Raw genomic sequence first — 23,245 nt, 5'->3', positions numbered from 1 at the left:
TCACCTTACTGTGTTATTTTGCAAATTTTTGATAATATGTTACCGCTTGTTTTTTACATTAACATCAAGGACTTTGCGTAATAGCAATCTCTATTTTAAAGTCTTTGATATACTCTCGTTGCTTGATAGTTTTCCCTAAATAATCATAAATCCCTGACATATCAAAACTTAAACCTAATCCTAGATTTTTGTTATCGAGTTTATGCAATTTCTCTATTTTTTCTGCAGGGAAATCTACGCCTAAATAACTCGAAGTACTTAGCACACATAGCCCAGCGTGACACTCTTGCCATTGCATTTTAGGAATAGCATATTTCTTGGCAAAGTAATCTTCTACACTTTCTGAATCTTGTGCCTTTATTTTATAGGTTGCTCGAACGAGTTCTATTTGACCATTAACCACCTCACAACCCTCAAAATGTAATTTATTTGCAATATTTTGAGGCGTGTTTGCATATTCTTTCAGCAAATCACTACATTGGATTAGTGAGTTATCTTTATTCAAATACATTAGGCTCATTCCTAAAAATAATGTGGATAAGATTAGTACTAACGTCTTTTTCATTTTTATTTCCCCTTATTTATAGCGGGTAGATTGTGTTGAAAATTTGCAAATTTTTGAATTGATGTGACCGCTATATTTTTTATATCTATCGCTTAATATGATTGCTGAGTTTGTCAAAGTATCGAAATGTTAAGTGTTTATAGCTTCCCTAATCAGTGAGCGTTCTCTTATACTTCGATAGGTTCAATAACCGAGAACGCTTATTTACTCACAATCACTTCTCTACTTTTCTCTCATAAAGCTTCTTCCCTTTATTATCATAGACGCTCCAAATACTACCTTTATAAGCTACAAAAAAATCATTATCTAGCATTTTTAAATCATCATATTTTGGTGGTACAATTTCTTTTTTCTGGGTAAGATTTAGCACGCCTGCACCATCATTACTTCTCACAAAAAGGTACTGTTGCTCTTTTTCGGTAAAACCATTTAATAATTCATTATACTTAGGCTCAATGGCGATTTTTCCTGTTTCTTTGTCTAAAAAACCAACATTAAACGCTTTGGTAGAAATAGTAAGAAGATTATCTGGAATAAAACGTCTATTAACACTTTTATAAATAGTAAAACTTGGTTCTGTAACGACATTACCTTTAAAATCCATCACTCCCCAATCACTTACCTTTCCTAATCCAAATAAGGTTTTTTTCCTAAAAAGTAATTTATCATCAGAAAGATATCGCATACTTTCATAATCAAAATCTAATACTGTTCTTTTATTGTTATCAATTAATCCCCAGTTGCCTTTTTCTTTCTTCACAGCCAATAGATTAGAAGAAAGCACAAAACCCTTTTCATATTCAGCTAAATTTATTTTATTACCCGCTAAGTCCATTCTCCCTTTGTCTTTATCATTAAGCTCATAAAAAAACATCGGTGGAGAAAACCAGAGTCTTTTATAAATCGCTGGGGCTATTACTTTCCCCGTCGTATCATAGGCGCCATATAAGCTGTCAGCAGTAGCGACTTTAATAAAACCACCTTCCATTTTAGAAATATAAGGATATTTCACTGGAATGATTTCTTTCCCTTCTTTGGTAAACAAACCATACAACTCACCTTTCTTCACTTCTAAAAGATCTTTAAAATCATAATCACCAGCAATATCATCATAGTTATTATTAACAAATAGCTCTTTAAATTCTCTATTTATGATCTTAGTTTTACCATTTAATTTAAGCTCAACTAAGTCCTTAGTTCTATCAACCAAGCCTATATCTTGATATTTTGGAGGAATAATTTCTGTTAGATTTTTATCTAAAAATCCTTCTCGATTATCTAATCGAATAAGCGCAATATCTTTGGAAAAAGCTGAGTAATTATAATTTTTAATTTCATCATATTGTGCTTTTAAAATAATTTTACCCGTTTTATCCATTATTCCCCATAGGCGTTGTTGCGTTTCAAAGGCAATATAGCCCATATCTAAGACTCTAAAATTACTATACAAACAAGGTACTACTTCTTGTCCATTTAGATCAATAAAACCAAGTTTGTCATACCCTTTTTTTACTTCAGCTAAGTCAAATTTATTAAATTTTCTAATCTCTTTATACTTTCCAACAGGAACTAAAACTTTATTAGTTGTGGTGTCAATCAACGCATACTTATTATAGTCTTTATTTTCTATTTTCCTATTTTTATAGATCACATCGTTTTTATTAACTTCAACTTTATTACCTTTATGATCGACTAAATAATATTCCCAGTTATCATGATCTTTTAATTGCACCAATTTATCATCATAAATATCGATAAAACGATGATTAGTTTCTAATACAACCTTTCCATCATTATCAGTAAATGTAACTTTATTTTCTGTTCTACTAATAATTACATCATCAAATATGGCTATAATCTCACCATCCATCAAAGGAGTCATCAACTTACCTGCTTTATCAAGCACACCAATTTGATTGTTTTTATACACGACTAAATGATCATCAATAGAATCGATGTCCTCATAAGGTAAAAAAATCGTTGCTTGGCTAACAGAGATAGCACTCAACATTAGGGTTGTTAATAATAATTTTTTCATTTTTTAATCTCCGATTTTTATTAGCGGTGGTAACCTCATCCTTCACAACCTAATAACAAAATAACTCAAGTACATAGTTTACATTTTTTTTAAATATATACATAGTAATTCACAATAGGAATAAACAAATGATAGATAAAATAAAACTTAAAAACATCACTAGAAAAAATCTCTATTTTCAGGTATTCTTACGCCAATTTTATTTTAATGGTAGTGTTAATAAAACTACCCCTACCTACTTCTAGGAGATTTTATGAGTGAAAAGTATGTCGTCACTTGGGATATGTTCCAAATGCACGCTCGCAAGTTATCAGAAAAGTTACTCCCTGCATCACAATGGAAAGGTGTTATTGCTGTTAGTCGTGGCGGATTATTTCCTGCTGCAGTTATTTCTCGTGAGCTTGGACTTAGACACGTAGAAACAGTATGTATTGTAAGTTATGAAGATCACTATAAACAAAGTGACGAGTTAAGAGTACTACACGCACCAGAAGGTGATGGTGAGGGTTTTATTGTTGTAGATGATTTGGTTGATACTGGAAATACTGCTCGAAAAATCCGTGAAATGTATCCTAAAGCTCGCTTTGTTACTGTATTTGCAAAACCTGCAGGAGCACCTTTGGTTGACGATTATGTGATTGATATTCCTCAGAATACGTGGATTGAACAACCTTGGGATTTAGGTTTGTCTTTTGTTCCACCTTTGGCGAGAAAATAATTATTTTTTCATTTTTAATATTTTACATATAGAAACAGGGTTACCCTGTTTCTGCGTATTGAACACAAAATTATTATGACATTAGGTAACCTCTATATTGTATCTGCACCAAGTGGTGCTGGAAAATCTTCACTAATTAATGCATTACTTACTGATTTACCTCGTAGTGAAGTACAGCTTTCTGTTTCTCATACCACTCGTACTCCTCGTCCAGGTGAAGAAAACGGTATACATTACCACTTTACTACTCAAGCAGAATTTAAAAATCTCATCGAAAGACAACATTTTTTAGAATGGGCTGAAGTTTTTGGAAATTACTATGGTACTTCATTACCAATGATAGAAAAAAGCCTTGAACAAGGTATTGATGTTTTTTTAGATATCGATTGGCAAGGTGCAAAACAAATTAAGCAAAAAGTACCAAATGCGAAAACTATTTTTATCCTCCCTCCTTCAAGACAAGAATTACAAAAACGCTTAATCGCACGAGGGCAAGATTCTGAAGAAGTAATTGCTAAACGGATGGCACAAGCGGTATCGGAAATGAGCCATTACAATGAATTTGATTACGTAATTATAAATAATGACTTTCAGACTGCACTAAATGATTTGAAAAGTATTTTAACCGCAGAACGTTTACAGCAAAGCTCCCAAGCGGTACGTTATAAACAACTTCTTGCAAATTTATTGGCTTAAAACCTAAAAATAGTCAATATTAAAATAGGAATAAATTATGCCAACACTTAGCATTGCGATGATCGTAAAAAATGAACAGGAAAATTTAGCCCAATGTTTAGATAGTGTAAAAGACTGGGTGGATGAAATTGTCATTTTGGATTCAGGCAGCACCGACAAAACAGAACAAATTGCCAGTGAATATGGGGCAAGATTTTATAGCCATACGGATTGGCAAGGTTTTGGTAAGCAACGTCAGATAGCACAGCAGTATGTCACCAGCGATTATGTCTTTTGGATTGATGCTGATGAGCGAGTTACCCCAGAATTAAAACAATCTATTATTCAAGCAGTCAAAGAGAATAAACCCAATACAGTATATAAAATTGGACGTTTAAGTGAAGTATTTGGGCGTAAAATCCGTCATAGTGGTTGGTATCCTGATTATGTGGTTCGCCTATATAAAACTGATTTTGCTCATTATGGTGATGAACTTGTTCACGAAAAAGTACATTACCCTAATGATACTCAAGTAGTAAAATTAGCAGGTGATTTATTACACTTTACTTATAAAGATATTCATCATTATTTAGTAAAATCAGCAAGTTACGCCAAGGCTTGGGCAGAACAGAAAGAAAATGCAGGTAAAAAAGCGACTTTATTACAGGGTATAACACACGCCTTAGGGTGCTTTGTTAAAATGTATATTTTAAAAGCAGGTTTCTTAGATGGAAAACAAGGTTTACTACTTGCTCTGCTTTCTACTCATTCTACCTTTGTGAAATATGCCGATTTATGGGTAAGAACCAAAGAGAAAAGATAAATAATAAGTTCAAGCGGTAAGGTGCGAGCAACTTTTAAACTGTGTAACTGCACCTTAGTTAAAGATAATCAGCTAAGCGATCATCAAAATCAATCACGAACTGATTTCGTGCTAATTTACACCCCATAATTCAGTATCTCTAACTCTATTGGAGATGAGATTTTATCTTGTTTATTTTAAAGTGAAATAATAAAAATTCTTTTTTCCACGCATAAGTCTGCAAGCTCCTCTTTTTAAATCACTTTGGACTCTATTTCTCTAAAATTTATAGTTTCTAACTTTCTCTATTAACAATAAAATCAGCTAACGCCTTTAATTCCGAGGTATCAAAAGGAAGTTTATCTAACGCATTTACCCCTTGTTGATAAAGACTTTGAGCTTTAGCCTTTGCGCCATCTAAGCCTAATAATTTGGGATAGGTACTTTTATTTAACGACTCATCAGCACCAACTGTTTTTCCGATTTTATCGGTATCACCAATAATATCTAAAATATCATCTTGAACCTGAAAAGCTAAACCTATCGCCTTAGCATAGTCAATTAATGATTGCTTAATTTGTGGGTCATTAGCATACTCAGACACATTTAATCCCATTAAAATCGATGCCTCAATTAATGCCCCTGTTTTATTACGATGAATATATTTTAACGCTTCAATCTCTACACTTTTATTTTCTGCCAACAAATCCAAACTTTGCCCTAAACACATTCCTTTGGCACCTGCTGAATGAGATAAAATCTGAACTTGTGCCACCTTTTGTGATGCGGTGAGATGTGGATCTTGAGTAATCAACTCAAAAGCAAAACTTTGAAGTGCATCTCCGGCTAAAATTGCTGTCGCATTATCAAAAGCGATATGACAGGTTGCTTGCCCTCTTCTTAATTCATCATTATCCATTGCAGGTAAATCATCGTGAACTAAGGAATAGGCGTGAATAGCTTCTATCGCTGCTGCACTATGATCTAGCTTCTCTAATGACACTCCCAATAATTTACCTGTGGTATAAACTAAAAAGGGACGAATACGCTTGCCACCGAGTAATACCGCATAACTCATTGCTTCACCAAGAGGCGACTGCTCGTTTTTATAAATACTTAACTGTTTATCTAAAAACTGGTTTACTCGTTGTTGCTTTTCAATTAAATCTAAAGAAAGAGAATATTGCATCGTTCATCCATATTATTGATAGTCTGATAATTCACTATGTTCATCTTTTTGCAGTAAAATTTGAATACGTTGCTCTGCTTTTTGTAAATGCTCCTGCCCTTTTTTAACCAGTTTCACTGCAGTTTCAAATTCACTTAATGCTTCTTCAAGAGGTAAATCCCCTGCTTCTAAATGGGTCACAATATCCTCTAATTGCTTTAGGGTTGTTTCAAAATCTTGTTGTGGTTTCTTTGCCATCTTTACTACCTATTTTGATAAATTTATTTGCTAGCGGTTATTTTACTTGAGAAATTTGCAAATGTGGATTTTTTATTGGGTTAATTTAAGAAAAACTGGTTTCAATATCTAAAAATTGATTACTCACAATTGCTGATTTTATAATAGAGGTATTGGTCATCGCAATTTGTGAAATGGGTGATAAACAATCGTCCAGCTCTGTTACTGATTTAATTAGCAGTTGGCAAATAAAAGCATCATCTCCCGTCACTTTATAGCACCAACTGATATTATTCATCTCTTGAATTAAAGCTTCAACCCGTTGTAAATAACTCGGCAGTGGTCTAATACGGACAATAGCAGATAGATTATACCCCAACGACTGCCAATCTATCACTGTTGTATAATTTTGAATAGTACCGTTAGATTCCAACTTTTTGACACGTTCCGCACAAGTCGGTTGTGAGAGATGTATTTTTTGACTGATTTCTTTCACTGTTATACGTGCATTGTCGTGTAATAATCTTAAAATTTTAATATCATAATTATCCATTGTTATACCCTACCTTATTCGTATTTCTTTTTATTATCCCATAAAATTTATTTAATAAATACAAATGCACAAATTTTATTATAAAAAAAGGATTTTAACTCTAATTATGTAATTTATTGTATTCATATCTTTGTGTCTCCTGTTTATACTAATTTCTACTATTTTTTACACAATTGGAGATACAATGCAAGAATTAACCTATATAAAAAAACAACAACGTGGCTTAATCGAAATGCTACTTGCAATGATCATCTGTGGGACAATTGGTCTGACCGTCGTGTTATCAGGAGAAGAAGCGTCAAATTTGATTTTTTTCCGTTGCTTATTTGGTTCATTGGTCTTAGGTTTTATCTGTTTTTACAAAGGATTATTTCAATCGACCACATATACTAAAGTCTTTTGGGTTTCATCCTTAATCGGAGGGATTGCACTACAATTAAATTGGTATCTGCTATTTTCAGCTTATAACAATGCCTCCATCGGTGTAGCCACAACGGTTTATAATACCCAACCTTTTATGATGGTCTTTATTTGTACATTACTCTTTAAAGAAAAAATCACCAAATCTATCCTATTTTGGTTATTAGTTTCTTTTATTGGGTTATATCTTATATCGTCAACTAAAGTGGGAGTAATTGAGACTTATGATGTTTATATTGTAGGGATTTTACAAGCTTTAGGTGCAGCTACGTTATATGCAGTTGCCTCTGTTTCGGCTAAATATTTAGTTGGATTTTCGCCAATACTAATTGCATTCTTTCAAATGGCATTAGGCATCCTTGTCTTTTTTCCCTTTGCAAAATTTGAGATTTTTTCCACTTCAAATTTTCAAGAAATAACGGCAACTATCACACTCGGTGTGGTACACACAGGTTTGATGTATATTTTGCTATACGGTGCAATACAAAAATTAGAGGCATACAAAGTGGCTTCACTCTCTTTCTTATACCCTGTATTAGCCTTGTTAATTGATAGATTTTATTTTGATGTGCATTTAGTGGTCGTACAAGTTGTGGGTATTTTATTAATATTTTTAGGTGCAGCAGGGATTAATTTACGAGGTTTTATTGATACTTTTTTGAAAGATCAGAGTAAGAGCCGTTCTTGAAGCTTGTTACCCCCCCCTCCTAACCTCCCCCCGCAAGCGGAGGGAGGAATATTGTATAACCATAATATGAACTAAAAATTCCCTCCTCCGCTTGCGGGGGAGGGTTAGGGAGGGGGGGATTTGCGGTATCCCTGTTTAAATAACTAAATTGCCTCGTATTTTATTGACTTTTTACTCAATTATCGTTAACTTAACGCTAAATTTAATGTTGTAACTCAAGGAGATTTTATGCAACAAAATCGTATTGTCACTAATACAAGAGAACAATCTGTTTTAAGTACGAATAAGGTTCTACGCAACACTTACTTTTTACTCTCATTAACCCTTGCATTCTCAGCAGCAATGGCATTTGTAGCAATGGTAACCAATGCTCCAATAATGTCCCCTTGGATCTTATTAATTGGTTTTTATGGTCTACTTTTCTTAACCAATGCAACCGCTCGTAGTGGATTTGGAATTGTGAGTGTTTTTGCCTTAACAGGTTTTATGGGTTATACACTGGGTCCAATTATCAATATCTATTTAGGAGCAGGATTAGGTGACGTTGTCACACTTTCCTTCGCAGGAACTGCTGGTGTATTCTTAGCATGTTCAGGCTATGTATTAACCACTAAAAAAGATATGTCTTTCCTTTCAGGAATGATGTTTTCGCTCTTTATTGTGTTAATTATTGGAATGATTGCCAGTATCTTTATGCAAATTCCAGCATTACATTTAGCCCTTAGTGCATTATTTATCCTTTTCTCAAGCGGTGCTATTTTAATGACCACAAGTCGCATTATTCACAATGGTGAAACTAATTATATTTTAGCGACTGTTGAATTATATGTTGCTATCTATAATATTTTTGTGAGTTTGTTAAATATTCTAGGTGCATTACGTGGTGATGACTAATTATTAAGATTAGCTATCGATAATTATTGAAATATTAAGGCGAATGTTTATTCGCCTTTTTGGTTTTTAGAAAATGACAAATTTTATTGAATTTAATCAACAACAAATCCCAACAGATAATGAAGGTTACTTGAAAAATCTTTCTGATTGGTCGCCTGAATTAGCCGAAACCATTGCCCAAAATGAAGAGTTAGTTTTAACTGATGAACATTGGGAAATCATCAATGTAGTACGTGAATTTTATCAAGAGTATAATACTTCACCAGCTATTCGTATGTTGGTCAAAACCTTAGCCAATAAATTTGGACAAGAAAAAGGCAGCAGCCGTTATTTACAACGCCTATTTCCTAATGGACCTGCCAAGCAAGCCACTAAAATTGCTGGACTACCAAAACCTGCAAAATGTTTATAAGGTAAAAAGAATGTTGTGTTTATTAGAATGTTTGAAAGAACAAAAAATTATCAGTGAATTGGATTATCAGTTTGCAAAAATGATTAACCAAAAACAACAGCCTTATGGATATAGCCAACAAGTGCAAGATCTAGCTATCTTTTTGAGTGCTTTTGTTTCTTATAACGTAATGCAAGGTAATACTGCTCTAGATCTTCATTCTCCCCTAGCCAATAATCCTTTTGGTCTAAAAAACAAAAATTTAGAAGAAGACTTTTATAATCAAATTTTGCAAAAAATAGGAAATATCACACCGCTTGATTGGCAAAATATATTACAACATCATATTGCCTTTAGTGATAATCCATCAAAAGTGGCACCAATGTTGTTTCAACATAACCTACTCTATTTTTATCGCTATTGGCAATCAGAAAACCGTATTGTCAGTTATCTTAAACAAGCGGTCACTTTTGAACAAGAATTTGCAAAAAATGATCTTAATCGTACCGCTTTAACACAACTTTTTACGGAACAAACACCGCATATTGATTGGCAGAAAATTGCTGTTGCAACTGCATTAACTAAAAATTTCACCCTTATTTCAGGTGGACCAGGAACAGGAAAAACCACGACTGTGGTTAAAATTTTGCTTGCCTTACAGTTAAAACAACAGTATTCAAATTTACCCCCACTTAATATTAAACTTGCTGCCCCAACAGGAAAAGCGACCGCTCGTTTAAAAGAATCTATCAGTGCTAATTTGGCAAGATTTCCCTTTTCTGATGAGCTGAAAGCTCAAATTCCGACAAATGCATTGACACTACATCGTTTACTTGGCATTAATCCAATGAGTGATATGCCAAAATATAATCAACATAATCCATTATATTTAGATGTCCTCGTCGTGGATGAAGCCTCAATGATTGATTTATCCCTAATGGAAAAAATGATCAATGCCTTAAAACCCAATGCTCATTTAATAATGCTAGGAGATAAAGATCAGCTAGCATCTGTTGAAGCAGGAGCCATAATGGGAGAGCTTGGCACTTTTATTACCAAGGGTTATTCAGCAAAACATTGTCAATATTTAACTCAAAATACGGGTTATACATTACTTCCTCAACAGGATAATCCCCCAATTATTGGTGACTCACTGTGCCATTTAAGGCACAGTTTCCGTTTTAATCAAAATGCAGGAATTGGTGAAATTAGCCGAACAATAAACAGCCAGCAAGCGGTTACATCTTGGCAACTTTTTACAAAATTTACTGATCTTGATTTAATTGAATACCAAGCTGCCACACAGTTTAGTGAAAAATCAAAATGGATAGAACACAATGTTAAGCTAATTGTAGACAAAGCAGTGAGCTTATATGAAAGCTATTTAAAATTAGTAAAACAACGCACAGAAACCCCTTCAGCAGTTAATGTTGAAGATATTTTTAATACGTTTAATAAAATACGCTTGCTCTCAGCCCTGCGGGTGGGTGAATTTGGGGTAGAAAAATTAAATGAGCGTATCGCTCAAGCATTACTTAAAGCAGGTTTAATACATTTTCACCATAGCCGTGAAAACTATCTTGGCAAACCCATTATGATTACAGAAAATATCCCTCAGGCTCATATTTACAGTGGCGATATAGGATTAATATTAGCCGATGAAAACGGTAAGCCATATGTTTATTTTGAAACGCAAATTAACAACCAACCTCACAGTATTACCCCTAACCGCTTACCAAATTACGAAACAGCTTACGTAATGACTGTACACAAATCTCAGGGCTCTGAATTTAAGCATACTGTACTTATTTTACCGTTAAATTATTCACCAATTATCACCAAAGAATTGCTTTATACTGCGGTTACTCGTGCAAAAAAACACTTTACCCTCTTTAGCAATGAAAAAGTATGGAAACTGGGTGTGAATAGTAAAATTCAGCGACAAAGTGGTTTGGCGAAACAGCTTACCTTCCCCCCTCCTAGCCTCCCCCCGCAAGCGGAGGGAGGAATAATTACATAATTAAAATCCCCTCCGTCACAAGTGGAGGAAGAAATAAACATAACTAAAATTCCCTCCGTCACAAGTGGAGGAAGAAATAAACATAACTAAAATTCCCTCCTCCGCTTGCGGGGGAGGGCTAGGGTGGGGGGATATAAAAATTAATAGTTAAAAATATATATTCATCTTGGGAAAATAACACCATTGGTATCCTCTTGTATCTTTGGTATTATGGTAACTTCTATTCAAAATAGGTAAGAAATACAATAAAATTAGAGTGAAGAATAGTTAATACAATATATAAATAATAGGGTTAAAATGATGGAATATAAAATGACACAAGAATATCTAAAATTCAGAAAATGCTTTAATTCAGAGCAAGCAATAGAATTAAAAAACTTACTTGAACAAGAGGGAATTAATGTAACTCTTGTTGATAATCTTCCTGCAGATTTAACAGGAAACAGTTTAAATAATCAGCCAGAAATTCATTTAAAACCTATTGATTTTAAACGTGCCGAGCAAATCATAGAAAAGGATGCAGAAAGAAGAATTGAGTATATTGAAGATGATTATTACCTATTTGACTCTCCAAATGAAGAGCTCTATGAAATACTATTAAAACCTGATGAATGGAATGCATTTGACTATACATTAGCTAAAAGAATTTTAAAGGATCGAGGCAAATATATTGAACCTGAGCTGTTAATAAAATTAAAAGAAAAAAGATTAGAGGAATTAGCACAACCTAAAGAACACCAAGCCCTTCTTATTACTGTTGGTTATATCTTTGCATTTTTAGGTGGGATTTTTGGTGTATTGATAGGATATTTATTATGGAAAACCAAAAAAACATTACCAAATGGAAAAATGGTTTACATCCATTCTGAAGAAAATAGAAAACAAGGAAAACAAATATTTTATATTGGATTAGTAGTCACTATCACCGTTTGTATTTATAGAATAATACACTTCTCTTAAATTAAAAGGACATTTTATGGCAGATCCACATATCAAATCCCCAATGGATTATTTAGACTACTTAACCGTGATTGTTTATCGTTGTGGTTTTGTTTTAGCTGGGATGATGGTTTTATTACTCCCTTATCAACCCAATATTGCTCAAATAGGCATATTAGTCGCAGCTGTTTGTTGTGCGTCATCATTGCATATTTATTTAAAATCTTTTCGACTACTCTTACAATGTGCAACTTGGATTGCTTTGTTATGTCAAATTCTCGGCTTTGAAGCACTTGCTCTAGGTGGAACATTGGTCACCTTAGGAGGTTTGGCGTTTAAAGAATATTTCTGTTTTAAAGTGCCTTTGCTAAATTTACAACCTCTTTTTGTTGCATTGTTATGGTTTGCTATACAACTTAATATCTTGCTTGCTACTCAAATTATTTCAGTTATTGTCGGAGGCTTATTTATTATATTAGCCATTCAAAAATGGCGAATGCCTTTACATTTTGATATTGGAGATAAAACTAAGTATCAAATATAATAATTTATAATTGGATAATTAACTATGAATATTGCAACTATTATAGAACAACAAAAAATCTTTTTTAATTCCAATCAAACAAAAGAGATTACATTTAGAATTTCACAGTTAAAAAAATTAAAGCAGATCCTAAAACAAAATGAAGCTCAAATTTACCAAGCCCTTGAGAAAGACTTAGGTAAACCTAAATTTGAGAGCTATTTAACAGAATTATCCATACTTTACTCAGAGCTTAATTTTTTCATAAAAAATATTAAAAAATTGAGTAAACCACAGAAAGTTGCAACAAACTTAGCTAATTTCCCTGCTAAAAGTTATCGTATTCCTGAGCCATTAGGAACAATCCTTGTAATAGGTGCGTGGAACTACCCTTTACAACTCGCTTTACTGCCCGTACTCAGTGCTTTAGCAACAGGGAATACTGTTGTATTAAAACCCTCTGAATTAGCCCCTTATACGTCACAAATCATAGCTGATCTGATCAATTCAAATTTTGATAAAAACTATTTTTATGTCTATCAAGGTGGTGTAGCTGAAACAACAGAATTGCTTTCCTATCGTTTTGATAAAATTTTCTTTACTGGAAGTAGTGAAGTTGGACGAATTGTTTATCGGGCTGCGGCTAAATATTTAACTCCTGTTACTCTAGAGCTTGGAGGAAAAAGTCCTGCTTTTGTATTTGCTGATTGTGATTTAGAGGTAACCGCAAAAAGGTTAGTTTGGGCAAAATGTTTAAATGCAGGGCAAACCTGTGTTGCACCAGATTATGTGCTAGTAGAAAAATCCATCGAAACTGCTTTTTGTGAAGCAATAAAATCAGAAATGCAACAAAGATATCTCAATTCACAGGTTAAGATAATTAATGAAAAGCACTTAGAACGAGTAATCAACTTAATTGATAAAGAAAAAGTTTTTTATGGTGGAGAAATAAATAGACAAAATTGCACCATTTCACCTACCATTTTAACCAATGTGAGTTTTAATGATGAAATAATGCAGCAGGAAATTTTTGCACCTGTTTTGCCAATCATCACCTTTGAAGATTTAGATCAGACTATTACTCAAGTAAAACAATATGAAAAGCCGTTATCTTGCTATATTTTTTGCAAAAATAAGAAAATAACTACCCGCTTATTAAATGAAATTTCTTTTGGTGGCGGTGCGATTAATGATGCTTTGATGCATTTATCCAATCATCACTTACCTTTTGGAGGTGTTGGCTTTAGTGGAATGGGAAGTTATCACGGTAAAGCTGGATTTGAGTGTTTTTCTCACTATAAAAGCATTCTTGAAAAACCCTTTTGGTTTGAAAGCGATCTAAAATATCCGCCTTATACAACATTAAAACAGAAAATTTTACATTGGATTACAAAATAAATTGCAGAGGGTAATAACTACTCCTCTGCAAAAATTATTTTAAATGAAAATATGTCTAATTATAGCCAGAATAAATAAGCAACACTGGCAATAATAAAGATACACATAATATTTAACCAGAAACCAATTTTCAGCATTTCACGTTGTTTGATTAATCCTGTACCAAATACAATGGCATTTGGCGGAGTGGCGACTGGCAACATAAATGCACAAGACGCACCTAAACCGATAATTAATGATAGCCCTACAACTGGCATATTTAATGCCTGTGCAATAGAAATAAAGAGCGGTACTAATAATGCGGCACTGGCGGTATTGGAAGCTACCTCAGTTAAGAAAATAATGAAAGCAGCAACAAGTAATCCAACTAAGAAGAAATGCCCGCCTTCCATCATAAATACCACACCATCAGCCAATACTTTACTTGCTCCAGTTTTTCCTAAAACCGAACTCAGTGTAATGCCGCCACCAAAGAGCATTAATACGCCCCACTCGGTATTTTTTTGAATCTGCTCCCAAGTTGTGACTCGAGTAATACAAACCAATACTGCGGCAAAAAGTGCCACCATTCCATCAAATTTAGCAATTTTTCCTTCAATACCCAATAATCCTGAAAGTAATGGATTAAGATAACGACCAAATACCCAACATAGTGCAATCGCAACAAAAATAACTAAAGTGGTAATACGTTGACGGTTTAATTTGATTTCTTCAAATTGGTGTTCAAAGGTTTTGTTTAAATTTGGTTTTAGTAACACATAAAGCACGCCCACCATTAATGGAAGTAACATTACTACCATTGGTAAGCCGTAGCCCATCCACTCAGAGAAAGACATTTTTAATTGAGAAACCACGATTGCATTTGGAGGACTACCCACAGGTGTTCCCATTCCGCCAATACTGGCACTATAGGCGATACCAAGCAATACAAAAACATAAGTACTATGATTTTGCTCTTTATCCATTTGGCTTAAAATACCCATTGCAAGAGGCAACATCATTGCCGTTGTTGCAGTATTACTGATCCACATTGAAAGAAAAGCCGTTACACCAAATAAGTATAAAACCGCAATCAATAAATTACCTCGTGCTAAGGTCATAATTTTATTGGCAATTAAGCGATCCAATTTTTGAATATGTAACGCAGTGGCCAATGCAAAACCCCCAAAGAAGAGGAAAATGGTTGGAGATGCAAAGCTTGCTAATGCTGCTTTTGACTGGACAACACCTAAGCCCACTGCCATTATAGGCACGAGTAAGGCTGTTACTGTTACGTGTAACGCTTCTGTTAGCCATAACACCGCAATAAAAGCCAATAGTGCTAACCCTTTATTCTCTGCTGCAGAAAATGGTAAAAAATTTAAAAGTGCAAAAAATAGTACAATATCTACTAATAAAATAATCGTATTTCGCCAAGACCTTGTAGTCTCAAAATGTAATTGTGTTTTAGGCATATAATTCCCCCCTTAAGATAAAAATGCATTACCAATATTAGTAAAAATTAGTTTAAATTAAAATGAGTTTGTTGCAAAAATGTGACGTCTGTCTAATTATTGTTTTATTTTTATTCCTAAATTATTAAATTTATTAAAATATTGCAAAATACAATCTGTCATATTTTGATAAAATTTATAAAAAAAACCTTGAAACAATGACTATAATCCCCATTTACTTAATACCCAAGCGGTCACATTATTTTAATTTTTTGCAAAATTTTTCAAATATCAATTTAAGAGGATAACAATGAGTACTAATCAAGAAACTCGAGGCTTTCAATCAGAAGTTAAACAACTATTACAATTAATGATTCACTCACTTTATTCAAATAAAGAAATATTTTTACGTGAGTTGATTTCAAACGCTTCGGACGCAGCGGATAAACTGCGTTTCAAAGCCCTTTCAGATACGTCACTTTATGAAAATGACGGCGAATTGCGTGTGCGAGTGAGTGTTGATGAAACCTTAAATACTATCACCATCAGCGATAACGGAATCGGTATGAGCCGTGAGCAAGTGATCGAGCATTTAGGAACAATCGCCAAATCAGGCACCAAAGAATTTTTAAATTCACTCGGCACAGACCAAGCGAAAGATAGCCAACTTATCGGACAATTTGGGGTTGGGTTCTATTCTGCCTTTATCGTGGCGGATAAAGTCACTGTAAAAACCCGAGCAGCAGGCTTAACCGCTGAACAAGGGGTAATTTGGGAATCGGCGGGCGAAGGCGATTACACCGTTGCAGATTTAGAAAAACCAACACGTGGAACAGAGGTGATTTTACATCTACGTGAAGAAGAAAAAGAATTTTTAAACGAGTGGCGTTTGCGTAGCATTATCAGTAAATATTCGGATCACATCGGCTTACCTGTTGAAATTCAAGCGAAAGATTTTGATGATGAAGGCAATGAAAAAGGCACTAAATGGGAAAAAATCAACAAAGCCCAAGCCCTATGGACTCGTGCAAAAAGTGATGTTTCTGATGAAGAATATAAAGAATTTTACAAACATATCAGCCATGACTTTGCCGAGCCTTTGACTTGGTCACACAACAAAGTGGAAGGTAAACAAGAATATACTAGCTTGCTTTACGTTCCTTCAAAAGCCCCATTTGACCTATTCCAACGTGATCAAAAACACGGCTTAAAACTTTATGTACAACGTGTCTTTATTATGGACGATGCCGAAGTCTTTATGCCAAATTATTTACGTTTTATGCGTGGTTTATTAGATTCAAACGATCTACCATTAAACGTGTCTCGTGAAATTTTACAAGATAATAAAACCACGACTGCATTGCGTAACGCTTTAACAAAACGTACCTTGCAAATGCTTTCAAAACTGGCGAAAGACGATAAAGAGCAATATCAAACGTTCTGGAATGAATTTGGTTTAGTGTTAAAAGAAGGCGTGGGCGAAGATCAAGCAAACAAAGAAAAAGTGGCGGAATTATTGCGTTTTACTTCAACCCATTCAGATAGCAGTGTGCAAAATATTGCTCTTGCTGACTATATTGAACGAATGAAAGAAGGACAAAAAGCGATTTACTTCTTAACCGCAGATAGCTACCAAGCCGCAAAAAACAGCCCACACTTAGAGCTATTTAACAAAAAAGGCATTGAAGTGTTACTGCTTTCCGATCGTATTGATGAATGGTTAATCAGCTACTTAACCGAGTTCCAAGACAAGCCATTACAAAGCATTACCAAATCTGATTTAGACTTAGGCGACTTAGCAGATAAAGAAGACGAAGCACAACAAAAAGCCCAACAAGAAGAGTTTGGTTCATTCTTAGAAAGAGCAAAAACTTACTTAGGCGATCGTGTAAAAGATGTGGTATTAACCCACCGCTTAACCGACACACCTGCGGTTGTTTCAACAAATTCTGATGAAATGGGTACGCAAATGGCGAAACTTTTTGCTGCAATGGGACAAAAAGCACCTGAAGTTAAATATACTTTTGAGCTAAACCCAGATCACACAATGGTTAAACATATTGCAGACATTGCCGATGAAACGCAATTTAATGAATGGATTGAGTTATTATTAGAACAAGCATTATTTGCAGAACAGGGTACATTAGAAGACCCAACATCATTTATTAAACGAATGAATAAATTGTTAAGTGTTTAATTTATAAGGATTTTCGTAGGGGCGGCATTAGCAAACGTAGTTTGCGTATATCCGCCCGTTATCGCTCCTGTTCGTGATAATAAACTTGTTTCGCTCAAACAATATTTTTATACTAAAACAAGCGGTCACTTTCTTTCAAAAATTTGCAAAAAATTGGGAGAAAGTGACCGCTTTATTATTTTGCGTAAAATAGCTAAAAATCATAGTTGAATATAGCTTATTACCATTGAATTTATGTCATTACAACTACAAGCAGGCAAGCTTAATAATAGTGCAGATAAAATAACTATTGTTTTGTTGGTAATAGGTTTTATACTGTCTTGCTCTAATTAAAGTATGATCTTATCCTGTAAATAACACTTAATTAACTCAACAATTTTATCCTGATTAAACTGCGAAACAAACTTAATGTTCAGCACATTCCCAAATTGCTTAAATAATTGTTCAGCGTGTTGAATTTTCTTTGTTTCTTCTTTTCTTAAAATATCATTACTCTCCACGCCTTTACTTTCAACAACAAGATTTAAGACTTCCCCACTCTCTTTTTTGATGATATAGGCAAAATCAGGAGAATAAGTTCCGCCTCCTGCAACAGGGATTTTAATTGAATTTTTAGGAATTTTAGTAAATACCATAACCTCTTTTATTTCATCATTCACAATATTTTCTTTTTCAATCTCACTGTCATAAAAAACACGATCAAAAAGATAGCTTTCAAGCGGTGATATTTTTTCATCATTTTGCAAACCTAAATCAGCACTGCTAATTTCACTTAGCACCTGCCCTTGTTTATTCGTAAATTTTGTAGGGTGAACTTTGCTATCAATTTGATTGAAGGCAATATTAAAATCACTAAATGAGTGGAACAGTAAAAAGCGATTAAACCCTGCTTTAATACTATTTATCGTTTGAATATTTAAAAAATGGTTAATATCAATTTCATCTTTTAATTGATAAAAAGCATTATGCAAAGTTGAAATTTTGATAAAAGTAACCTGTGATAATTTTTGCAAAAATTTACCATAACTCATTTCAACAATAGGCTCAAAGTTATGCTCATAAACACTGTCATTTACCACCATTTGTGCTTGATGTTGATACATTTTAACGCTCTTTTTGGTCGTTTTAATGCCTGATTGCACGAACTTCCCTGAATGTTGTTTTAAATATGCCGTAAATAACGCCAAGAACTCATCTTCTGTTTTTATCTCATATTGCAAAATCACTTTTTCATTGATTCTTTCCCACAAGGCTTTTAATTCATCATATTTCCCTGCGCGTATGCTGACTTTATTTTTGGTTTTCTTGTTTGCAAAATCAACTTTTCCAGCTTTAAGTTTATCCATTGTTACAAAAGCTTTTGGATAAAGTTGCTTAATTTGATCAAAGCTATCTTGTTGAATAAAATCATATTTTTTATTCACAATTTCTTTTTGAATTAATTCAACTTGAATATCAAAAGGATCTTTATCAGGATAAAACTCAACAATTTTCTCGACTAGCTCATCAGATAATTTATGATAAACCGTCTCTTGTGGCATACTTTTATTGATTTCAGTAGTTAAACGCTCCACAAAATCTTTTTCAGTGTTATCAACAAAATAATTCAGTTTGAACAGGGTATCTTTAACCCGTCCGCCATATTCATTGACTGGCAAACGAAGTCCTCGCCCCACTTCTTGCAATTTACTCGTTTCACTGCCACTGGAACGCAATTTACAAATTCCAAATACATTTGGATTATCCCACCCTTCTCGTAAGGTCCATTTAGAAAAAATAAAGCGTCTTGGATTTTCAAGGGATAATAACGATTGTTTGTCGTGTAAAATTTCAAATACTTCTTGCTCGATTTTTTCATCTTTATCGCTGTTATCTTGCGAGAAATATCCTCCGTGGGTAAGCGGTAGATTTTCTAACGTTTTTTGCAAATATTGCTTATAGTCATCATCTTGCTCAATACTTAAACACTGTTCAATTTCTGCCTTTAAAAATTGCTCAAATTTTACTTTTAGACTTCCTGCTAGATGATTACCTTCACGGTAGCCCTTAATATCATCAATAAAAAACAGAGTTAATGGTTTAATTCTGCCATTTGGTCGTGTTAATAATTCTCGCTCTAATTTAAAATGTTCACGGATTGCAAGACGCATCATTTTATCGCTTAATGCCTGTGAATAGACATAAGGATTGAAACTATCACCTTTTTTCAGTTCAACACCGTTACTTAACACCACCGTTGATTTATTCATTTTATCAATAAAAAGATCGTCAATATTGTGATGAATTTTATGTAAACTGTCATTTTCGCTCACGCAAAAACTCAGCTTTTCACTCTCCTGTTTCGTTTCAAAAATCGCCTCTAAATTTTTGCCACTGCCCACAATATCTGCTAGCTTTACTCTCACACCATCATCGCCCTGCACTTCTTCCATAAACACATTCACACCCTTTACCAAATCTTGATTAAAAGCGTCGATTGCGGTTAAACGATAAAGCAAATTGCGATAATCCACCTGATTATTTTTCAAAATAGGAAAGGTTGCACCATAGCGAACAATAAATTGTGGCTTAAATTTTAGGATATTTTGCCACGTTTTATTGTTCGATTTAAACTTATGGGGTTCATCAAGAATGAGAAAAGGTTTCACACTTGCGATCGCTTCAATCGGCGTATTAAAGCTATCTTTAATCAAACGACTTCCATCATTCCCTTTGTCCGTTCCTGCCATCGTATCCGAGTTAATCATACCTTGATTGATCAGCAAAATATGGATTTTTTGACGATTTTCAGCATTGATAAAACGCACTATATCCGTTGGAATATGATGTTTTTTACTTTTAGCTTTCTGACTTTGAACCACATACAATTCAATTTCACTGCGATCGTAATCCCCTGCAAAATCTAACTGAAAATGTTTTTTAAGATCTTCACTTTGTAGAAAATTCTGTGTTCCTGCTTTAATCGACAAGGTCGGCACCACAATCACAAATTTGAACACACCTAAACATTTATGCAATTCAAACATCGTTTTGGTGTAGGTATAGGTTTTCCCTGTTCCCGTTTCCATCATAATGTCTAACACATTTGATTTATCAAAAGGCACATCAATTTGATTGCGTTTTTGAATGTAAGTTACATTTTGCGTGAAATCGTAATCATCAAGCATAACTGACGGATTTTCATCACTGCCATTTTGCTGAATTTTTGCATTTTCAAATACATTTAACACCGTTTGTATCGCATTTTCTTGGTGCGGTAGATTTTTTTCGTAATTAAAGCCTGCCATATCAATATCTCGCTAATAAACTGATCGCCAAATCTTTTTTATTTGCATAACTTTCAAGGGCTTGCTGTAATTCTTTTTGCTTACTACTTTGAATATGTTCGCCATAAAAAATAATACGGTTAGGGCTAAAATCATTCTCTTTATCTAACATTTCTATCAAGGCTTTTATCTGCTGACTTTCAAAATGTGGATAGAGTAAATACAAATTTTTACCACATAAATAAGCGGTGTAATTTTGTAGATTTTTTGTAATTATTTGATCCGTCAATTTCTCACCATCATATAATCGCCACGATGTCAGCAAGGTCTGATATTCTTGCTCGCTAAATGCTTGTTTTGGAAACATTTCTTGATTAAGTGAAAGTTCATCTTCTTTTAAACAGAAATTGTCGCAAGTTTTGTAAATTTTAAAACCTTGTACAGACAGGGCATGCCCTGTCTCTACGTTATTTTCTTGCAAGATTTTTTTGTGACTTCTGATTATTCGCTCTTTGGTAATCTCAAAAATAGTCGGCTTTTCAATGCCTAATTCATTTTTGACAAAATCGTAAGCGGTTTTATTTTTCTTTGGATCAATAAGTTCAGGTAACTGCACCAAAATAAATTTGCGATTGCCATTATCTTCCGCATTAAGTTGCATAACAGCATCTGCTGTTGTACCTGAACCTGCGAAAAAGTCTAGGATTAAGTCATTTTTGTTAGTTGCAATTTGTAAAATTCGTTTTAATAATTTTGTAGGCTTTGGAGTTTCAAAGATTCTTAAATTGTTAAATAAAGATAGAATTTCTTTTTTACCTTCTTTATTTGAAGAGGTATTGTCCCAATAATTTGTTGTTGGCTGCCCTTTACTATCGTGAGCATAAATTATTTTTTGTGGTATTCCAGAATTATTTTCTCCAAAGTAAATCAAATTATTCGCTAATAGTTTTTTATAACTTTCTTCTGGGTAAGCCCATAATCTATTGTGTTTAATTCCTGATGGTGTTTCTATTTCGTATTCGTAGCCACCCCCTGATAATCCTTTTGAAACAGTAATTGGAACAGGTCTCCATTTTCCCAAAGGAAATTTTTCATTAGGATTTTTATATGATTTATTTATATAACTCTCTGACAATGGTTCAAATTTTAGTTGTGTTATGAAAGTTTTGGAATAAGTAAGAATATGCTCTCCTTGAATAGATACATTTTTTGAATCAGATGAAACTTCTTTTTTTCTTTTCCAAGAAAAACAAGCAATAAAATTCTCTTCCCCAAACACTTCATCACAAAACAAACGTAGTTGAGCTACTTCATTATCATCAATAGAAATAAAAATCACGCCATCATCTTTCAGTAATGAGCGGGCGATATAAAGGCGTGGATACATAAAGGTTAGCCACGCACTGTGAGAGTTCGATTTCTTATCGGTAAAAGCTAAAATTCGTTGGGCTTCATCAACATCAATACCCGCTAATTCACTCAATTGCTCTTTGCTAAATTTACGATCATCTTGATACACAAAACCGTCCGAGCCTGTGTTATAAGGCGGATCGATATAAATCATTTTAACCTGCTCACTATACGCATTTTTTAAGTGTTTAAGCACCTCTAAATTGTCGCCTTGAATTAACAGATTTTCGCTGGTTTGATTTTCAGGTTTTTGATTATGTTGGCAATCTTCGGTTATCAAGGTTTCAGGCGGTAAATCTCGTAATAATTTTGCATAAGATTTTCCTAACCAATTAAGAGAATAGGCTTCTTTATTTAATGGAACATCGTTCGACTTAACAATCTCAGTCAATTTTTCAGGCAAAAATGCACCATTCTTATCAAAACATTGTGGAAAATGCTTTTTCAGAATATCAAGTTGCTCGTTTTGGGGCTTTGGTTCAGAATTGAAAAAATCTTGTTGTGAAATCTCAATCATTTTAAGCCTCCTAATAAATTAGTCGTCTCAAAATGATTGATAAATAGGCTAGCTGTTACTGTGCTGTGCTGTGCTGTGCTGTGCTGTGCTGTGCTGTGCTGTGCTGTGCTGTGCTGTGCTGTGCTGTGCTGTGCTGTGCTGTGCTGTGCTGTGCTGTGCTGTGCTGTGCTGTGCTGTGCTGTGCTGTGCTGTGCTGTGCTGTGCTGTGCTGTGCTGTGCTGTGCTGTGCTGTGCTGTGCTGTGCTGTGCTGTGCTGTGCTGTGCTGTGCTGTGCTGTGCTGTGCTGTGCTGATAGCATTTTGTTTCCCTTTGAAATTAAAGTCAATGAATTATTTCGGAGCGAATTAACAAATTTTGATTTGTTTTGCGGGCGGATATTCCATTCGCTATGCT

At 34.1% G+C, this 23,245-nt stretch carries 20 protein-coding genes; 11 read left to right on the top strand and 9 right to left on the bottom strand.

The window, feature by feature from the left end; all coding sequences use genetic code 11:
• Positions 1–64: 64 nt before the first annotated feature.
• Both U9966_RS06510 and U9966_RS06505 read right to left on the bottom strand, forming a co-directional pair.
• A complete protein-coding gene (locus U9966_RS06510; protein WP_306347186.1) occupies positions 65–565 on the bottom strand; it encodes a hypothetical protein in 501 nt (166 codons plus the stop codon).
• Between the two features lie 214 nt (positions 566–779).
• Positions 780–2,603, bottom strand: a complete 1,824-nt coding sequence (locus U9966_RS06505) for a WG repeat-containing protein (protein WP_306347187.1) — start codon at positions 2,601–2,603, stop codon at positions 780–782.
• Between the two features lie 253 nt (positions 2,604–2,856).
• On the opposite strand from U9966_RS06505, the gene gpt reads away from it, so the two are divergent.
• From gpt to U9966_RS06490, 3 genes are all read left to right on the top strand, one after another.
• Positions 2,857–3,321 (top strand): xanthine phosphoribosyltransferase, encoded by a 465-nt coding sequence (gene gpt / locus U9966_RS06500; RefSeq protein ID WP_306347188.1) that lies wholly within the window; start codon positions 2,857–2,859, stop codon positions 3,319–3,321.
• Positions 3,322–3,396: 75 nt separating this feature from the next.
• Positions 3,397–4,017: a guanylate kinase gene (gmk, locus tag U9966_RS06495; RefSeq protein ID WP_306347189.1), complete on the top strand. Its 621-nt coding sequence runs from the start codon at positions 3,397–3,399 to the stop codon at positions 4,015–4,017.
• Positions 4,018–4,054: 37 nt separating this feature from the next.
• A complete protein-coding gene (locus U9966_RS06490) occupies positions 4,055–4,819 on the top strand; it encodes a glycosyltransferase family 2 protein (protein ID WP_306347190.1) in 765 nt (254 codons plus the stop codon).
• Between the two features lie 274 nt (positions 4,820–5,093).
• On the opposite strand, the gene ispA is transcribed toward U9966_RS06490, so the two are convergent.
• The 3 genes from ispA to U9966_RS06475 form a co-directional block, all read right to left on the bottom strand.
• The gene (gene ispA, locus U9966_RS06485) at positions 5,094–5,987 is read right to left on the bottom strand and encodes a (2E,6E)-farnesyl diphosphate synthase (RefSeq protein WP_306347191.1); all 894 of its coding nucleotides are present in this window, start codon (positions 5,985–5,987) and stop codon (positions 5,094–5,096) included.
• A gap of 12 nt (positions 5,988–5,999) precedes the next feature.
• Positions 6,000–6,224: an exodeoxyribonuclease VII small subunit gene (gene xseB / locus U9966_RS06480; protein WP_090922879.1), complete on the bottom strand. Its 225-nt coding sequence runs from the start codon at positions 6,222–6,224 to the stop codon at positions 6,000–6,002.
• 85 nt (positions 6,225–6,309) lie between these two features.
• A complete protein-coding gene (locus tag U9966_RS06475; RefSeq protein WP_306347192.1) occupies positions 6,310–6,756 on the bottom strand; it encodes an Lrp/AsnC family transcriptional regulator in 447 nt (148 codons plus the stop codon).
• 184 nt (positions 6,757–6,940) lie between these two features.
• Between U9966_RS06475 and U9966_RS06470 the strand changes: the two genes are divergently transcribed.
• The 7 genes from U9966_RS06470 (at position 6,941) to U9966_RS06440 (ending at position 14,029) form a co-directional block, all read left to right on the top strand.
• Complete coding sequence (locus U9966_RS06470; RefSeq protein ID WP_306347193.1) at positions 6,941–7,864, top strand: DMT family transporter; 924 nt, start codon at positions 6,941–6,943, stop codon at positions 7,862–7,864.
• 228 nt (positions 7,865–8,092) lie between these two features.
• Complete coding sequence (locus U9966_RS06465) at positions 8,093–8,758, top strand: Bax inhibitor-1/YccA family protein (protein ID WP_306347194.1); 666 nt, start codon at positions 8,093–8,095, stop codon at positions 8,756–8,758.
• Positions 8,759–8,831: 73 nt separating this feature from the next.
• A complete protein-coding gene (locus tag U9966_RS06460) occupies positions 8,832–9,170 on the top strand; it encodes a TusE/DsrC/DsvC family sulfur relay protein (protein ID WP_211599022.1) in 339 nt (112 codons plus the stop codon).
• Between the two features lie 10 nt (positions 9,171–9,180).
• Entirely contained in the window at positions 9,181–11,169 is a 1,989-nt protein-coding gene (recD, locus tag U9966_RS06455; protein ID WP_306347195.1) for an exodeoxyribonuclease V subunit alpha, read from the top strand.
• 297 nt (positions 11,170–11,466) lie between these two features.
• Positions 11,467–12,129, top strand: a complete 663-nt coding sequence (locus U9966_RS06450) for a hypothetical protein (RefSeq protein WP_322631689.1) — start codon at positions 11,467–11,469, stop codon at positions 12,127–12,129.
• Positions 12,130–12,145: 16 nt separating this feature from the next.
• A complete protein-coding gene (locus U9966_RS06445) occupies positions 12,146–12,652 on the top strand; it encodes a DUF2301 domain-containing membrane protein (RefSeq protein ID WP_306347197.1) in 507 nt (168 codons plus the stop codon).
• Between the two features lie 24 nt (positions 12,653–12,676).
• The gene (locus tag U9966_RS06440; protein WP_306347198.1) at positions 12,677–14,029 is read left to right on the top strand and encodes an aldehyde dehydrogenase; all 1,353 of its coding nucleotides are present in this window, start codon (positions 12,677–12,679) and stop codon (positions 14,027–14,029) included.
• A 59-nt stretch (positions 14,030–14,088) separates the two neighbouring features.
• Here U9966_RS06440 and U9966_RS06435 read toward each other — a convergent pair whose 3' ends face one another.
• A complete protein-coding gene (locus tag U9966_RS06435; RefSeq protein ID WP_306347199.1) occupies positions 14,089–15,483 on the bottom strand; it encodes a DASS family sodium-coupled anion symporter in 1,395 nt (464 codons plus the stop codon).
• A 289-nt stretch (positions 15,484–15,772) separates the two neighbouring features.
• Between U9966_RS06435 and htpG the strand changes: the two genes are divergently transcribed.
• A complete protein-coding gene (htpG, locus tag U9966_RS06430; protein ID WP_306347200.1) occupies positions 15,773–17,659 on the top strand; it encodes a molecular chaperone HtpG in 1,887 nt (628 codons plus the stop codon).
• 329 nt (positions 17,660–17,988) lie between these two features.
• Here the strand turns inward: htpG and U9966_RS06425 are convergent, their stop codons facing one another.
• Genes U9966_RS06425 through U9966_RS06415 form a run of 3 tightly spaced genes read right to left on the bottom strand, consistent with a single transcriptional unit; the run spans position 17,989 to position 23,150 of the window.
• Positions 17,989–20,946 (bottom strand): type III restriction-modification system endonuclease, encoded by a 2,958-nt coding sequence (locus U9966_RS06425; RefSeq protein ID WP_306347201.1) that lies wholly within the window; start codon positions 20,944–20,946, stop codon positions 17,989–17,991.
• 1 nt (position 20,947) lies between these two features.
• On the bottom strand, positions 20,948–22,852 hold the full coding sequence (locus U9966_RS06420; protein WP_306347202.1) for a DNA methyltransferase: 1,905 nt from the start codon (positions 22,850–22,852) through the stop codon (positions 20,948–20,950).
• Between the two features lie 55 nt (positions 22,853–22,907).
• A complete protein-coding gene (locus U9966_RS06415; RefSeq protein WP_322631688.1) occupies positions 22,908–23,150 on the bottom strand; it encodes a hypothetical protein in 243 nt (80 codons plus the stop codon).
• Positions 23,151–23,245: the final 95 nt, after the last annotated feature.

This window comes from Pasteurella atlantica, from assembly GCF_963693435.1.
Taxonomy (GTDB): domain Bacteria; phylum Pseudomonadota; class Gammaproteobacteria; order Enterobacterales; family Pasteurellaceae; genus Phocoenobacter; species Phocoenobacter atlanticus.
The sequence above is the reverse complement of the archived record's forward strand: the minus strand, read 5'-3'. Positions and strand labels throughout refer to the sequence as shown.

Excerpts from the sequence above, each read along its gene's own strand:
- U9966_RS06445 (WP_306347197.1), top strand. The coding sequence starts at position 12,146 with ATGGCAGATCCACATATCAAATCCCCAATGGATTATTTAGACTACTTA.
- recD (WP_306347195.1), top strand. The coding sequence starts at position 9,181 with ATGTTGTGTTTATTAGAATGTTTGAAAGAACAAAAAATTATCAGTGAA.
- U9966_RS06465 (WP_306347194.1), top strand. The coding sequence starts at position 8,093 with ATGCAACAAAATCGTATTGTCACTAATACAAGAGAACAATCTGTTTTA.
- U9966_RS06415 (WP_322631688.1), bottom strand. The coding sequence starts at position 23,150 with ATGCTATCAGCACAGCACAGCACAGCACAGCACAGCACAGCACAGCAC.
- U9966_RS06505 (WP_306347187.1), bottom strand. The coding sequence starts at position 2,603 with ATGAAAAAATTATTATTAACAACCCTAATGTTGAGTGCTATCTCTGTT.
- gpt (WP_306347188.1), top strand. The coding sequence starts at position 2,857 with ATGAGTGAAAAGTATGTCGTCACTTGGGATATGTTCCAAATGCACGCT.
- U9966_RS06470 (WP_306347193.1), top strand. The coding sequence starts at position 6,941 with ATGCAAGAATTAACCTATATAAAAAAACAACAACGTGGCTTAATCGAA.
- U9966_RS06450 (WP_322631689.1), top strand. The coding sequence starts at position 11,467 with ATGATGGAATATAAAATGACACAAGAATATCTAAAATTCAGAAAATGC.
- U9966_RS06435 (WP_306347199.1), bottom strand. The coding sequence starts at position 15,483 with ATGCCTAAAACACAATTACATTTTGAGACTACAAGGTCTTGGCGAAAT.
- U9966_RS06460 (WP_211599022.1), top strand. The coding sequence starts at position 8,832 with ATGACAAATTTTATTGAATTTAATCAACAACAAATCCCAACAGATAAT.
- U9966_RS06420 (WP_306347202.1), bottom strand. The coding sequence starts at position 22,852 with ATGATTGAGATTTCACAACAAGATTTTTTCAATTCTGAACCAAAGCCC.
- U9966_RS06440 (WP_306347198.1), top strand. The coding sequence starts at position 12,677 with ATGAATATTGCAACTATTATAGAACAACAAAAAATCTTTTTTAATTCC.
- xseB (WP_090922879.1), bottom strand. The coding sequence starts at position 6,224 with ATGGCAAAGAAACCACAACAAGATTTTGAAACAACCCTAAAGCAATTA.
- U9966_RS06510 (WP_306347186.1), bottom strand. The coding sequence starts at position 565 with ATGAAAAAGACGTTAGTACTAATCTTATCCACATTATTTTTAGGAATG.
- htpG (WP_306347200.1), top strand. The coding sequence starts at position 15,773 with ATGAGTACTAATCAAGAAACTCGAGGCTTTCAATCAGAAGTTAAACAA.
- gmk (WP_306347189.1), top strand. The coding sequence starts at position 3,397 with ATGACATTAGGTAACCTCTATATTGTATCTGCACCAAGTGGTGCTGGA.
- ispA (WP_306347191.1), bottom strand. The coding sequence starts at position 5,987 with ATGCAATATTCTCTTTCTTTAGATTTAATTGAAAAGCAACAACGAGTA.
- U9966_RS06425 (WP_306347201.1), bottom strand. The coding sequence starts at position 20,946 with ATGGCAGGCTTTAATTACGAAAAAAATCTACCGCACCAAGAAAATGCG.
- U9966_RS06490 (WP_306347190.1), top strand. The coding sequence starts at position 4,055 with ATGCCAACACTTAGCATTGCGATGATCGTAAAAAATGAACAGGAAAAT.
- U9966_RS06475 (WP_306347192.1), bottom strand. The coding sequence starts at position 6,756 with ATGGATAATTATGATATTAAAATTTTAAGATTATTACACGACAATGCA.